Source organism: Candidatus Poriferisodalis sp., assembly GCF_965198245.1.
Lineage (GTDB): Bacteria > Actinomycetota > Acidimicrobiia > Acidimicrobiales > Poriferisodalaceae > Poriferisodalis.
Genome location: NZ_OZ240249.1, coordinates 178,433 through 191,082, shown reverse-complemented (window position 1 = coordinate 191,082; position 12,650 = coordinate 178,433). Strand labels below are relative to the sequence as shown.

Genomic DNA, 12,650 nt, shown 5'->3' with positions numbered 1-12,650 from the left:
ATCTAGGGTGACGGCATGAACGGTCAGCTGCTTGCGGGTACCACCAAAGGCGTCTTCGTCATCGACGACGCGGGGTCCACACAGACGCTCGAAGCTCGCCATGTCCGCGACCTCGTCAACCTCGACGGTCGCGTTCTCGCGGGATCGGCTGCGGGGCTGCACACCAGCGAGGACGGGGGTCGCATCTGGTCTGGACCTCAGCTCGAGGGCCGCGAGGTGTGGCAGATCCGCGCCGCGCCCGGTGGGCGGCTCTACGCCAGCACAGAGCCTGCCGCCCTGTTCCGCAGCGACGACCGGGGGGCGACGTGGTCCGAGATCTCCTCGTTCGCCAACCTTCCCGAAGCCGCTCGGTGGTGTGTGCCGGTCGAACCTCCCCAACCGGGACGCGCCCGTGCCCTCGTGATCGACGAGGACGACCCCGACCGCATCTGGGTGGGCGTCGAGGTCGGCGGGGTGGCCCGCACCACCGATGGCGGCCAGAGCTGGACGGTCGACCTGCCCGGCGGCAACCCCGACATCCACATGATGTTCGCCCACCCAGCCGAGCCCGGTGTCCTGTTCATCAGCACCGGCTATGGCCGCTTCGACGGCGTCGCCGAAGAGCTCGAAGGCAACGCCGGCGTGTTCCGATCCGACGACTTCGGCGAAACCTGGTCCTACGCCTGGAAAGGCGTCACGCCGCGCTACTCGCGACCGCTGTGCATCGACCGCCGTGACCCCTACAGCGTCACCGTCGCGAGCGCTCCCACGGCGTTCTCGCACTATCGCGATCCCGACGGCGGAGCCCATGCAGCCCTCTACCGGTCTGACGACCACGGCCAGTCGTGGCGGCCGCTCTGCGATGAGGCCCATTCGCCGTCGCCTGTCAATTTCCATGGCCTAATCGCCGACCCCGACAACGTGAGTGGCGTCCTCGTCGGCACCGACACCGGCGAGGTGTGGCAGGTGTCCGAAGATGCCGAGTGGACCGAACTCGGGTCCGGCCTTCCCCTCGTCTGGTCGCTGGCGGTGGTCTGAGCGCCGACTGCGCGGCCGGCAGCAGGCACCGGAAACGCACGACAGGCACCGGAGGATTGGACCAGTGCAGGACCGCTACGGTCTCGAACTCAGCACGTCCTCGGCGGCGGCTCGCGACGCCTACGTCGAGGGCATCGATCAGATGCTCTCCGCGGAGGCCGGCGTCGAGGATTCACTTGCCGAGGCGCTTGAGGCCGACCCGAATTTCGCCCTTGCCCACGCGGCACTGGCCCGCCAGCACCAGGTCTATGCACGCGTTCCCGAAGCGCAAGCTGCGGCGGCGACCGCTGTTGAGTTGCGCGGCGGGACCACGGCGCGGGAACAGCGGCACATCGAAATCATCGATCTTCTCGTCACGGGCAAGGTGCCCCAAGCGCTGGAGCTGATCGGTCGCCATCTTGATGACCATCCACGAGATGCGTTCGCACTGGCGCCCGCGTGCGGTGTGTTCGGTGCCATCGGTTTCAGCGGCCGCATCGACAGGGAAGCCGAGCTGCTCAGGTTCCTGGAGCCGCTGGCAACGCACTACGGCGACGATTGGTGGTTCGCGACCGTGCACGCCTTCGCACTGATCGAGCAGGGGCAGTGGGACCGGGGTCGACGGATGGCCGAACGCTCCCTCGAACAGCGGCCCGCCAGCGCCCATGGCGCGCACACGCTGACCCACGCACTTTTGGAAGCCGGGGCAGATAACGAGGCGATCGGTTTTCTGGACGGGTGGATTGCGGACTCGGATCGGGCGAGCGTGCTGCATTGTCACATCTGGTGGCACTACGCGTTGTTGCACATCGCCGCCGGCGACGACGAAGCCGCGCGGCAGGCCGTGCGCGAGAACTGCTTCCCGGGGGCGACGACGAGCCCGCCGATCACCGTGTTCAGCGATTCCTCGTCGTTCCTGTGGCGTTCGGAGCTGGCAGGCAATGCTCGGGATGTCGACGCCTGGGAGCGGGTGCGGGAGTTCTACGAGGCGAAGTTCCCTCGCCCCATCGTGTTCGTCGATGCTCACGTCGGACTCGTCTATGCCGTGTTGGGGCAGACCGAGCAGTTGCAGGCGTGCATCGCCGAGCTGCAGGAACTCGGTGAGGGCGGCCTGCTGCCTGCGGGGACAACCGGGGCGACACTGGCCCGGGCTTATGGTGCGTTTGTCGACGAGCGGTGGTCGGCGGTCATCGATCTTCTTGAGCCACTGATCCCGCAGGTGGTGCGGATCGGCGGCAGCCGAGCACAGCGCGACCTCATGACCAACACGCTGCTCGCCGCGTACGTCAAAAGCGGGCGCATTGACGAGGCACGAGCCTTTTGTGAGCGCGTCGTCGACCGCCGCCCCACACACCCGGTCGCTGGTTTCGAACTCTGCTGATCAGCGGTCGTGAGACCGCCGCTCAACGGCCATGGTGGACGAGGGAGTGCCAACTATTGGCTATTGCGACGACGTCGGCTCAAACTGACAGCGAGAACGATGCCCACGGCAATTCCTATTGCTATGCCGGCGCCGATGTTGCTCATGAGCGCTCCTAGGCCTACGCCTGCTCCAGCTCCTATTGCGATGCCTAGACCGAGGTTCCGGTTCGCGTCCATGCCGTGCTCCAGCCGACGGGTAGTGCCACGCTACGCCCTGTTGATCTGGTGGAGCTGACGGGACTCGAACCCGTGACCCCCTGCTTGCAAAGCAGGTGCTCTTGCCATCTGAGCTACAGCCCCAACGAGTCGAAGGGCTGCGAGGGTACCCGCCAGCGTGCCGCGCGAATCCGTGCCAATGCAGCGAAACCGACGGGCCGGGCTGGCACAGGGCAAGCTTGGGGGCTGGTGGGGGGCACATCGAATCTCAGCCATCCGGATGAACCGGAGGACGCGTCGGCCCCATGGTCGATCGCGGCTGCGGCGTTCGCTGCCAACTTCGTGACGTTCGGGATTCTCTTCTCGTTCGGGGTGTTCCTGACGCCTATCGCCGACGACTTCGGCACAACCACCGGGCCCGTGGCAGCGCTGTTCTCCACGGCCATCAGCACCTACTACCTCGGCGGTGCGATCGGGGGTCGGATCGGCGATCGTTTCGGCGCTCGGCCGCTGGTTGCGGTGGCGGCGCTGGCCATGTCAGGCGGTCTGCTGGGGACCGCCTGGTCGTCGGCGCTGTGGCAGACCTACGCGGCCTTCGGCGTGCTTGTCGGGCTGGCCACGGGGTTCTGCTACCCCTCGATGATCGGCCTGATCGGACGCAGCTTCAGCGAGCGGCGGCGGCCGGCGGCCATGGGGTTCCTGCTCGCCGGCGTCGGCACGGGGACGCTGGTGATGCCGTGGCTGGGGCACCAGTTGATCTCGGCGATCGGTTGGCGGCAGACGTATGCGGTCCTGGCTGCGGTGGCTTTGGTGTCCATCGGCTGGGCTGCGACACGGGGCGACCGGGTTCGCACGTCGAGCGCCCGACTGATGCGTGTGACGGTGCTGGCGCGGTCGCGCCGCTTCCTGCTGTTTTTTGCCGCAGTAGTTGCGATCGGGCCGGGTTTCTACGCGCCGGTCGCGTTCTACAACGACTACGCGGTAGACGCCGGGGTGGCGTCCGGCTTGGCCGCCGGGTTGATTGGCATTTCCGGGGCCACGAGCGTCGTCGCCCGTCTGGCGTGTGGGGCGCTGGGCGGCCGGGTTGATCCGATGTGGCTGTGCCGGGCCGCGTTCGGCTGTCTGACTGCTGCGCTGGCGATCTGGTGGATTTCCGGTGGCAATGCGGCGGTCCTTGTCGTCAGCGCGGTCACCCACGGCGTGGGTTGGGCGGTGTGGGTGACAGCCACGCCGTCGGTGCTGGCTGAGTGGTACGGCGTGGAGAACCTCGGCGGTGTCATCGGCATCTACTACACGGGCCTGGGGGTGGGCGGGCTGGTCGGCCCAGCGGTGTGCGGATTCGTGATCGACGCCGCTGGCTTTGGGCCCGCCATTGCGCTGGTCACCGTCACCAGCCTGGTTGCGCTGGGCCTGCTGGCGCTGCCGATGCGGGAGCGGCCGGCACGGCTCGACTGAGACCGGTCTGCTAGGAAACCCCGCATGAACATGCCTGCCATTTCCCTGGCCGCAGTGCGCGGCCGTCGTGCGCGCACCCTAGAGATCGCCGCCGAGATCGAGCAGCGCGGCTTCAGCGGCATTTTCTGCCCGTCGATGGGCGACCCGGTGGCGCTGTGCCAGTCGATCGCCCAGGTCACGAACGAGATCGTCTTCGGGACGTCGGTGCAGCCGATCTACTTCCGCAACCCCGTCGACATGGCGTCGACTGCGGCGTTCATACACGAGATCTCCGGCGGGCGGTTCCGGCTGGGCATCGGCGTGACGCACGGGCCGGTGCACGATCGTCTGGGCATCACCCCCGGCAAGCCGCTGGCGGACACGCGGGACTACATCGCCGCCATGGAGGCGGCTTCACAGCAGCACGGCGAGCTGCCGCCGATCGTGCTGGCCACGCTGCGCCGGCGCATGGCCGAGCTGTCAGCGGAGATCAGCTCGGGGGCGGTGTGGGCAAATGCAAGCTGCAACGACTTCGCCAAATCGGTGGCGCACCTCGGCGATGCCGGCGAGCGGGACGATTTCTTTGTGGGGAACATGATTCCGACCGTCATTGACGACGACCGGGCTGCCGGGGCGGCTCGCAATCGCAAGACGCTGGCCGGTTATGTGGCGCTGCCGAACTACCGGAACTACTGGAAGCAGGCCGGCTGGGTCGATGAGATGGAAGCTGTCGAGGCCGCTACTGCCGCCGGCGATACGGCGGCGTTGCATCGGGCGATGACCGACGACTGGCTGTCGAATGCGACGCTGTACGGCTCGGCTTCCCAAGTGCGGGACGGCGTCGAGGCGTGGTTCGACGCCGGGTGCAAGACTCCGATCCTCGTGCCGTCGAGCACGAGCGGCGGCCAGCTCAAGGCGCTCGAGGAAGTCTTCGACACCTTTGCCTAAGAGGCTGAGCGGATAGGCACAGATGTCATAGCTGCGGAGGCGGCAGGGAACTCTGCGAGGTTGGAACCTGCGGGATTCCCGGAGCGGAGGGCCCTGCCGCCTCCGCAGCGGGCACGCTCCGTCCCGTAACGTCGCGAGGCGCGCCGTTACGCTGCCGGGCATGCATATCGAGCTGTTCGGATTCGACACCAGTCCTGCGCGTTTCGAAGCCAGCATCCGCGACGCCGCGGAGCAGGGCTTCAGGCGCTACTGGACCCCGCAGATCTTCGGTCACGACGCGTTGACCACCATCGCGGTGGCCGGCCGTGATGTGCCGGACATCCGCATGGGGACCGCGGTGGTGCCCACCTACCCGCGCCACCCGATGATGCTGGCCCAGCAAGCGCTTACCACCCAGGCCGTCGTCGGCGGGCGGCTGGACCTGGGCATCGGCCCGTCGCACAAGCCCGTGGTGGAGGGCATGTGGGGCTACTCGTTCGACCGGCCGATTGCGCACATGCGCGACTACCTGACGATCCTGACCAGGCTGCTGACGGACCGGCGCGTCTCCCACGGCGGCGATGCCGTGGTTGGGCGTGGCGAGATCACTCCCCCGGCCGCGGACGCGCCGCCCGTGTTCGTCGCGGCGCTCGGCAGCCAGATGCTGCGCCTGACCGGCCGCATGGCCGACGGCACGTTCACCTGGATGACCGGTCCGGCGACGCTACGGGATCACACGACGCCGACCATCAGCGAAGCGGCCGCCGAGGCTGGCCGCGCCGCGCCGCAGGTTGTGGCCGGCTTCCCGGTGTGCGTAACTGACGACGCCGACACTGCCCGGGCCCGGGCTGCCAAGGACCTGGTGGTGTACGGCACCCTGCCGAGCTACCGGGCAATGCTCGATCGGGAGGGTCTCAACGGGCCCGAGGACATCGCCATTATTGGCAGAGCCACCGAGGTCGCCGACCGCATCAGCGCCCTGGCCGACTGCGGCGTGACCTCATTCTCCGGCTCGGCCTTCGGCACCCTCGACGAGCAAGCCGACACCCGTGAAACCCTCATCAGCCTGCTCAGCTAGTCACTGACGGACCGCGTCGCGCTCGCTTGTGGCTTCGGGGGCGGGGCGCAGGCCTACCAATAGTGCGGCTAGGGCTGCTAGGCCGACGACGATGCTGGTCCACACGTTGATGCGCAGGCCGCCTAGCTCGGTGGCGTTGTCGATGCGGAGCAGTTCGATCCAGACACGCCCGGCGGTGTAGCCGAACACGTATGCCGCGAACAGGTAGCCGGTGCGCAGGCGGGGCAGCGCTTTGGGAACCACCCAGACGAGCGTCGCTGCCAGCGCCAGGTTCCACAGGGCTTCGTAGGCGAACGTCGGATGAAACGTCTCCTCGAGGCCGTAACCGGCGACACGATGTGCCTGGTCGATCTCAAGTGCCCACGGAAGATCGGTGGGGCGCCCGTACAGCTCCTGGTTGAACCAGTTCCCCAGCCGGCCGATGGCCTGAGCCACGGCGAGCGCCGGTGCCAGTGCGTCGAGCATCGTCGGGGTGCTGTGCCCGCCGCGGCGCAGCATCCACACCGCAAGCAGGACGCCAGCCGAGATCCCGCCCCAGATGCCCAGGCCGCCCTGCCAGATCTTGGGAATGTCTCCGAGGCTGTTCCGATAGCGATCGAAGTCGGTGATGACGTGGTACAGCCGGGCGCCGAGCAGGCCGGCCGGCACAACCCAGACCGCGATCGTCCCGACAAGATCGCTCGCGGCGGCCACGTACGAAGCGTCTTGGCCAGCGATGGCCTGGCGCCAGCGGCGGCTGGTGATCCACACCGCAACCAGCACAGACAAGCCAATGGCAAGGCCATAGGCTCGAATGTCGAGCGGTCCGAGCGAGATGTAGCTGCGCGATGGACTCGGGATCGCCGCGAGCGCATCAGCGATCGAAAAGAGGGGGCCAACAGCCATGACGCAGCAAGGGTACGCACAGTGGCTGGAAGCAGAGGGTCGGCGGCTCGATGAGATCGCCGCCAGAGCCGAGACCACGCCCGGCGACTGGCAGCGGCCCATCCCGGAGTGCCCTGGTTGGGACCTCGAGGGGCTGATCGGGCACTGCGCCGGAGTGTGGACGTTCGTCGGCTCCAGCATCGCCGCGGGCGGCCCCGTCGACCGCGACAGCATCATCCAACCCGACTGCACGCTGTCGCAGTGGCATGCAGACGCCCTCGCCCGACTCACTGCCGAACTCGCCGCTCGCGACCCCAGTGATCCTTACTGGAGCTTCAACCCCCGAGACCAGACCATCGGGTTCTGGCAGCGACGCATGGCCAACGAAGCCGTGATGCACCGCTGGGACGCCGAATCCGCCTTCGACGGCACGCCAAATCCGATCGAGCCCGCCGCGGCCGTCGACGGCATCGACGAAGTCTTCGACTTCTTCCTGCCGGTGCGTCAACCGTCGGTCTTCGCCGGCAACGGCGAGACCATCCACCTGCACGCCACTGATGCCGACGGCGAATGGGTCATCACCCGCACATCCGAAGGCCTCGAGGTCGCCCATGCGCACCGCAAGTCGGATGTGGCTGCCCGGGGGCCAGCGCAGGACTTGATGCTGTTCGTGTGGGGCCGCATCGGTCCCGAGACACTCGAGACATTCGGCAACTACGAACTGCTCGAGGACTGGCAACGCGAAGTGCGCATCTGATTGGCTGGGGCGGCGGAGCTACAGGCGGGCGCCCTCATAGGCAGCGGCGCGCACGCCCCGTTCAGCCAACTCTGCGAGCCACGGCAGCGGATCGTCGAGCATCCCAAGCCCCCACGCCCCCGAGGGCAGCTCGTCGGCCAGCGCCCATCGCGTGGCAGTCGCGGCCACCGCGGCAGCCGCTGCGCTCGGATGGTCGATGACGCCCAGGACATCGGTGCAGTGGCGGCCGTCCCGCGTGCCTCGCAGCTCGACGCGCACTCCCCCAGGCCCGCCTTCAGGGTGGGGTGGGCGCAGCATCGGCAGCATCGCAGTCAGGCGATCGCGGCGGGTGCCCGCAACACGCGCCGTCACCCGCTCGATGTCGTTGAATGCCGGCACCAGCAGCAGCGCGTCCGAGAGCGCAGCCCGGTAGCAGTCGTGCGCTCCGAGCGGATCGGGAAACCACACCAGCTCCCGGCCCGAGCCGCCCCGGCGGCGGCGCCAATCCCCATCCCGCCAGTCGACCGAAGTCCCAGTCCGGGCCCGGTGCAGTTGCCGCTGGGAGGCAGGACCTCCTGTGCCCACACGAGCAATGTGAATCTCGGTCACCACGTCGAATTGCGCGGCACCGTGGCGTGCCAGCAAGCAGCTGTATCCGGGCGAGAATCCCGCCCCGACCACGACGGACTTCTTGGCGTTCTTGGCTCGCTTGTCCAGTGCAAGCAATTTCTCCACATCGGTGACGGCACCCGACAGCGACACCACGTGGGCGCCGCGCTCGAGGGCCTTCTCCGCCAGCGCGGTGTGGCCCCCGCTCGGCAAGCTGAGCACCACCACATCGACTTCGGGCAACGCGCCCGGTTCCACCACCTCGACATCCACGTCGAGCAATTGTGAGGCAAACCCACGCAACCGGGCGGGGTGGCGCGAGCCCAGCACTAGGCGATCCATATCATCTCGTGAGGCCAGCTGCCGCGCGATGCGCTGACCGACCGCTCCCGCACCAATGACTGCAGCCGAGCTCATCGGGAAATCACCCCATCACCGCAGGTCAGGCCCAGACAGCTCACGCCAGCTGCCCTCACGGCGAGGCATGTCTTGGGAAGAACGCAGCCGCAAGACGATGGTGACCAACCCGCCGACGACGCTGGCGAGCAGCACTCTGCGAAGAAAACTCATCATGACTGCTTCGGTCTGTGTGGGGCTAGATGGAATCGAACCAACGACCTCACCCTTATCAGGGGTGCGCTCTAACCGACTGAGCTATAGCCCCGCGAAGTCGCTCACACTACAGCCCGCTTGCAGGCACATCCAAGTGCGAATTCCCCTCCGGTGCTCAGCGAGCTGGCGGTCGGCGCTCGTCCTCGAGCACCGTGACACGCACGCCGCCGGTGAGATCGCTGATCAGGTTGAACATAATTGCCATCACCACGTTGAAAGCAACACCGACGGTGGCGACGATGAGACCGATGATGCGGGCGCGCTGGTAAATGACCATGCCATCGATCGCCCAGCTCTCGTACGAGCCCACCTCGGTGATGAACGATTCCACCTTGTCGACCAGACCCGACCGCTGAGCCGCGTTCCACAGCAGCACGCCCGCGGCCAGCACCGCGACATACAGGCAGGCGTATAACAGCACCGACACCTTGAAGACCGACCAGGGATCGATGTGGCGAAGGATTCGATGCGTGCGCCGCACTCGGGCCCGGCGCTGGCTGAGCCATTTCCAGCGAACGGGCTCCGTTTCCTCTGCGGGGGGCGGGCCATCGTGGCCCGGCGGCGCGTGGGTTGGCGCAACCTGACCCGGCTGCACATGGGTTGGCGCCGGCGGAATCTGGCCCCGCGGCGCGGGCGGAATCTGAGGGGGGGCAGCTGGACCAGGCGACGGCGCGTCGGGCGCCCGAGCGCGGCGGCGTCGGGCGCGACCCGCTGGGGTAATGCCCAGCGCCTCAGCAAACAGCTCGTCGGTGGGAGTTGGTCCGGACGGCTCCGGCGACGGCGGCGCCTCACCAGATGTCCCCTCGGCCACGCTTCGCAGTGTAGGAGTCAGCCGTCAGACAGCCCGTCAGGGGAACCGGGAAGCACGCCGGGCAGCGGTGCCAGCGGCAACGGCAACGGTACCTGTGCCGCCGCGGCTGCCGAAGCGCGCTGGCCGTCGATCTCCACGACGACCTCGACTTGCACAGTGCTGCCACTGACGTGGAGATCAAAGGCAAGCAGCGTCCCGCCGGCATCGCGAACGGCGGTATCTGCTGCGCCGTCGTCGGGCAGCACACCTTGGGGAACCTCGCTGAGATCCGCCACAACCAGCGTCGCCAGGGCTGCCGCGTCGGCAGCGGCCTGGGCCCGCGAACTCGCCAGCGCAGCATGACCCCAACGAGCGACGAGGCCCAATCCGACCAGCAGCCCAAGCGCCAGAAGCGCCACCGGCAACGCGGTCTGACCGCACTGGCTCTGCCGGACAGGCGGGGCGTCAACAAGCACAGCCGAAGTCATCGAGCGACGTTACGCCGGTGAGCTCTCCTCATCCGAAGAGATTTCGCCAGGTTCCGCGTCAGCATCATCGGGTTCGGGCACATCGACCTCGGGGTCGACAGGGGCAATCGCCACCACGGACTCGCCGTCGCCCAGGGCCATCGCCCGCACGCCAGAAGCTGCTCGGCCTTGCTGAGAAATGTCCAACACTCGAGTCCGGATGAGGACACCGCTCGACGACACCAGCAGCACCTCATCGTCGGGACCGACCAGCCGCGCACCCACGACATGAGCTTCCGCGTCCGGCATCTTCACAGCGATCATGCCGAGACCGCCACGTCGCTTGCACCCGAACAGCGCCGCAGCGGTGCGCTTGGCAGTCCCGGTGCTCGCCACAACCAGCAGGTCACGCTTATCGTCGGGCGACAGCGCATCAGCAGCAGCCACTGTGTCGTCACCGCGCAGGCGCATGCCCCGAACGCCAGCTGCAACTCGACCCATCGAACGCACATCGTCTTCGGAGAACCGGATGGCCCGACCCGCTCGCGACACGATCATCACGTGGTCGTCGCCCGAAGTCTCGAGCACACGGACCAACTCGTCGCCGGCTCGCAGGCTCAACGCAATGAGGCCATTGGAGCGAATGTTCTCGTACGCGCTCAGTGCAGTCTTCTTTGCCTGACCTTGGCGCGTGATGAACATCAGGTACCGGTCCGAGGGGAACTCCCGTGCCCCCACCACCGCCTCGACGCGTTCGCCGGCGGCCAGCTGCAGCAGGTTCACCAGCGCGGTCCCCCGCGCGGTGCGGTTCGTAAGCGGCACCTCGTAGGCCTTCAACCGGTGCACGCGGCCGCGGTTGGTGAAACACAGCAGCCATGCGTGTGCAGTTGTCAGCATCACACGGTCCACGACATCGTCGTCCTTGAGCCGGGCGCCTTGCACGCCACGGCCGCCACGACCCTGGGTGCGGAACACGTCAGGTGAAGTGGCCTTGACATAGCCCTCACGCGTGAGCGTCACCACCAGCGGCTCGTCGTCGATCAGGTCTTCGGCGTCCATCTCGCCCGGATCGGTGACGATCTCGGTCCGCCGGGGAATCGCGTGATCTGAACGCAGCGCGCTCAGCTCGTCAATAATCACCTGTCGCAGTCGCGCATCGTCGCCGAGGATGGCTTCCAGCTCGGCAATGGTGCGTGTCAGCTCAGCCAGCTCGTCGGTCAATCGGGTGCGGCCCAGCCGGGTGAGGCGGCTCAGCTGCATGTCGAGAATGTGGTTCGCCTGCTCGCCACTGAACGACATCGGCTCAGCGCACAAGCCCTCAAGCGCTGCAGCACGATCCGCACTGGCGCGTATCAGAGCGATGATCTCGTCGATCAGGTCCAGCGCTCGCAGCAGGCCTTCCACGATGTGCGACCGAGCACGCGCCACGTCCAGGCGATGCTGACTGCGCCGCGTCACCACCTCGATCTGGTGGTCGACATAGGCGACCAACGCACTCCGAAGGTTCAGCGTGCGTGGCACCCCGTCGGTGAGCGCCACCATGTTGACCGCAAAGCTGGACTGCAGCGGCGTGTGCTTCCACAGGTTGTTGAGCACCACATTGGCTGGCGCTGACTGCCGCAGCTCAATCACGAAGCGTGTCTTGCCCTTTGCGGACTCGTTGCGCAGCTCGGTGATGCCGTCGATGACCTTGCGGTTCACCGCATCGGCAATCTTGCGTTCGATGCCCTCGACGGAGGTCTGGTACGGGATCTCGGTCACCACGATGCTCGACCGTCTGCCGTCTTCGACGATCTCGGCCCGGGCGCGCATCTTCACCGAGCCGCGGCCCGTCGTCATTGCCTCGCGTGCGCCAGCTCGACCCAGCATCTGGCCACCCGTCGGGAAGTCGGGTCCGTGCACGAACGCCATCAGGTCCTCGACGGTGGCGTCGGGATGGGAGATGAGATGAATCGTGGCGTCGATGATCTCGCCGAGGTTGTGCGTGGGGATGTTGGTCGCCATGCCGACCGCGATGCCCTGACTGCCGTTGACCAGCAGGTTCGGAAAACGTGACGGCATCACCAGCGGCTCGGTGCGGGAGCCGTCGAAGTTGGCGGCAAAGTCCACCGTCTCCTCGTCGATGCCCTCCGCCATTGTCATGGCCAGGTTCGTCAGGCGGCACTCGGTATAGCGGTAGGCGGCAGGCGGGTCCGACGGCGAGCCGAAGTTGCCGTGCGGGTCGATCAGCTTGTTCGCCAGGCTGAACGACTGGCCCATCCGAACGAGTGCGTCATAGATCGAGCCGTCGCCGTGGGGGTGGTAGTTGGCGATGACATCGCCGACCACGGTGGCGCACTTCTTGTGGGGACGGTCCGGTCGCAGGCCGGTGTCGAACATCGACCAGAGGATCCTGCGATGCACCGGTTTCAGGCCGTCACGCGCGTCTGGCAGTGCCCGGGACGTGATGACCGACATGGCGTAGTCCAGGAAGGACTGCTCCATCTCGGTCTGGATCTCGACATCCACCACACCGGTTCCAGCGCCGGTGTCACCGCTGTCGGGTTGGTCATCGCTCAT

General features: G+C 67.2%; 12 protein-coding genes and 2 tRNA genes. 6 read left to right on the top strand and 8 right to left on the bottom strand.

The features are described from left to right. The first annotated feature begins 15 nt into the window (after nucleotides 1–15). Nucleotides 16–1,017: a WD40/YVTN/BNR-like repeat-containing protein gene (locus tag ACOCMM_RS01075; RefSeq protein ID WP_419551366.1), complete on the top strand. Its 1,002-nt coding sequence runs from the start codon at nucleotides 16–18 to the stop codon at nucleotides 1,015–1,017. A 64-nt stretch (nucleotides 1,018–1,081) separates the two neighbouring features. Further along, nucleotides 1,082–2,377, top strand: a complete 1,296-nt coding sequence (locus ACOCMM_RS01070) for a tetratricopeptide repeat protein (protein WP_419551365.1) — start codon at nucleotides 1,082–1,084, stop codon at nucleotides 2,375–2,377. Between the two features lie 264 nt (nucleotides 2,378–2,641). Here the strand turns inward: ACOCMM_RS01070 and ACOCMM_RS01065 are convergent. Next, nucleotides 2,642–2,718, bottom strand: a tRNA-Ala gene (locus ACOCMM_RS01065). Between the two features lie 105 nt (nucleotides 2,719–2,823). Here ACOCMM_RS01065 and ACOCMM_RS01060 point away from each other — a divergent pair. The 3 genes from ACOCMM_RS01060 to ACOCMM_RS01050 all read left to right on the top strand — a co-directional run bounded on the left by ACOCMM_RS01060 (nucleotide 2,824) and on the right by ACOCMM_RS01050 (nucleotide 6,013). Beyond that, nucleotides 2,824–4,029, top strand: coding sequence for an MFS transporter (locus ACOCMM_RS01060; protein ID WP_419551364.1), 1,206 nt, complete (start codon nucleotides 2,824–2,826; stop codon nucleotides 4,027–4,029). Between the two features lie 24 nt (nucleotides 4,030–4,053). Continuing rightward, nucleotides 4,054–4,956 (top strand): LLM class flavin-dependent oxidoreductase, encoded by a 903-nt coding sequence (locus tag ACOCMM_RS01055; RefSeq protein ID WP_419551363.1) that lies wholly within the window; start codon nucleotides 4,054–4,056, stop codon nucleotides 4,954–4,956. A gap of 160 nt (nucleotides 4,957–5,116) precedes the next feature. Then, on the top strand, nucleotides 5,117–6,013 hold the full coding sequence (locus tag ACOCMM_RS01050) for a TIGR03564 family F420-dependent LLM class oxidoreductase (RefSeq protein ID WP_419551362.1): 897 nt from the start codon (nucleotides 5,117–5,119) through the stop codon (nucleotides 6,011–6,013). Here ACOCMM_RS01050 and lgt read toward each other — a convergent pair whose 3' ends face one another. Beyond that, the gene (lgt, locus tag ACOCMM_RS01045; protein WP_419551361.1) at nucleotides 6,014–6,898 is read right to left on the bottom strand and encodes a prolipoprotein diacylglyceryl transferase; all 885 of its coding nucleotides are present in this window, start codon (nucleotides 6,896–6,898) and stop codon (nucleotides 6,014–6,016) included. It abuts the gene before it with no gap. Here lgt and ACOCMM_RS01040 point away from each other — a divergent pair. After that, nucleotides 6,897–7,634, top strand: coding sequence for a maleylpyruvate isomerase family mycothiol-dependent enzyme (locus tag ACOCMM_RS01040; protein WP_419551360.1), 738 nt, complete (start codon nucleotides 6,897–6,899; stop codon nucleotides 7,632–7,634). The genes lgt and ACOCMM_RS01040 overlap by 2 nt on opposite strands. Nucleotides 7,635–7,652: 18 nt before the next feature. Here the strand turns inward: ACOCMM_RS01040 and ACOCMM_RS01035 are convergent, their stop codons facing one another. The 6 genes from ACOCMM_RS01035 to gyrA all read right to left on the bottom strand — a co-directional run bounded on the left by ACOCMM_RS01035 (nucleotide 7,653) and on the right by gyrA (nucleotide 12,650). Further along, nucleotides 7,653–8,639, bottom strand: a complete 987-nt coding sequence (locus ACOCMM_RS01035; RefSeq protein WP_419551359.1) for a Gfo/Idh/MocA family oxidoreductase — start codon at nucleotides 8,637–8,639, stop codon at nucleotides 7,653–7,655. Between the two features lie 15 nt (nucleotides 8,640–8,654). Then, on the bottom strand, nucleotides 8,655–8,792 hold the full coding sequence (locus ACOCMM_RS01030) for a hypothetical protein (protein ID WP_419551358.1): 138 nt from the start codon (nucleotides 8,790–8,792) through the stop codon (nucleotides 8,655–8,657). Between the two features lie 20 nt (nucleotides 8,793–8,812). After that, nucleotides 8,813–8,886: transfer RNA gene (locus ACOCMM_RS01025), tRNA-Ile, on the bottom strand. A gap of 63 nt (nucleotides 8,887–8,949) precedes the next feature. Then, entirely contained in the window at nucleotides 8,950–9,645 is a 696-nt protein-coding gene (locus ACOCMM_RS01020; RefSeq protein ID WP_419551357.1) for a DUF3566 domain-containing protein, read from the bottom strand. Nucleotides 9,646–9,662: 17 nt separating this feature from the next. After that, the gene (locus tag ACOCMM_RS01015) at nucleotides 9,663–10,112 is read right to left on the bottom strand and encodes a pilus assembly protein TadG-related protein (protein WP_419551356.1); all 450 of its coding nucleotides are present in this window, start codon (nucleotides 10,110–10,112) and stop codon (nucleotides 9,663–9,665) included. Nucleotides 10,113–10,121: 9 nt separating this feature from the next. Continuing rightward, nucleotides 10,122–12,650 (bottom strand): DNA gyrase subunit A, encoded by a 2,529-nt coding sequence (gene gyrA / locus ACOCMM_RS01010; protein WP_419551355.1) that lies wholly within the window; start codon nucleotides 12,648–12,650, stop codon nucleotides 10,122–10,124.

Excerpts from the sequence above, each read along its gene's own strand:
- ACOCMM_RS01075 (WP_419551366.1), top strand. The coding sequence starts at position 16 with ATGAACGGTCAGCTGCTTGCGGGTACCACCAAAGGCGTCTTCGTCATC.
- ACOCMM_RS01055 (WP_419551363.1), top strand. The coding sequence starts at position 4,054 with ATGAACATGCCTGCCATTTCCCTGGCCGCAGTGCGCGGCCGTCGTGCG.
- ACOCMM_RS01050 (WP_419551362.1), top strand. The coding sequence starts at position 5,117 with ATGCATATCGAGCTGTTCGGATTCGACACCAGTCCTGCGCGTTTCGAA.
- ACOCMM_RS01040 (WP_419551360.1), top strand. The coding sequence starts at position 6,897 with ATGACGCAGCAAGGGTACGCACAGTGGCTGGAAGCAGAGGGTCGGCGG.
- lgt (WP_419551361.1), bottom strand. The coding sequence starts at position 6,898 with ATGGCTGTTGGCCCCCTCTTTTCGATCGCTGATGCGCTCGCGGCGATC.
- ACOCMM_RS01035 (WP_419551359.1), bottom strand. The coding sequence starts at position 8,639 with ATGAGCTCGGCTGCAGTCATTGGTGCGGGAGCGGTCGGTCAGCGCATC.
- ACOCMM_RS01030 (WP_419551358.1), bottom strand. The coding sequence starts at position 8,792 with ATGAGTTTTCTTCGCAGAGTGCTGCTCGCCAGCGTCGTCGGCGGGTTG.
- ACOCMM_RS01015 (WP_419551356.1), bottom strand. The coding sequence starts at position 10,112 with ATGACTTCGGCTGTGCTTGTTGACGCCCCGCCTGTCCGGCAGAGCCAG.
- gyrA (WP_419551355.1), bottom strand. The coding sequence starts at position 12,650 with ATGAGCGATGACCAACCCGACAGCGGTGACACCGGCGCTGGAACCGGT.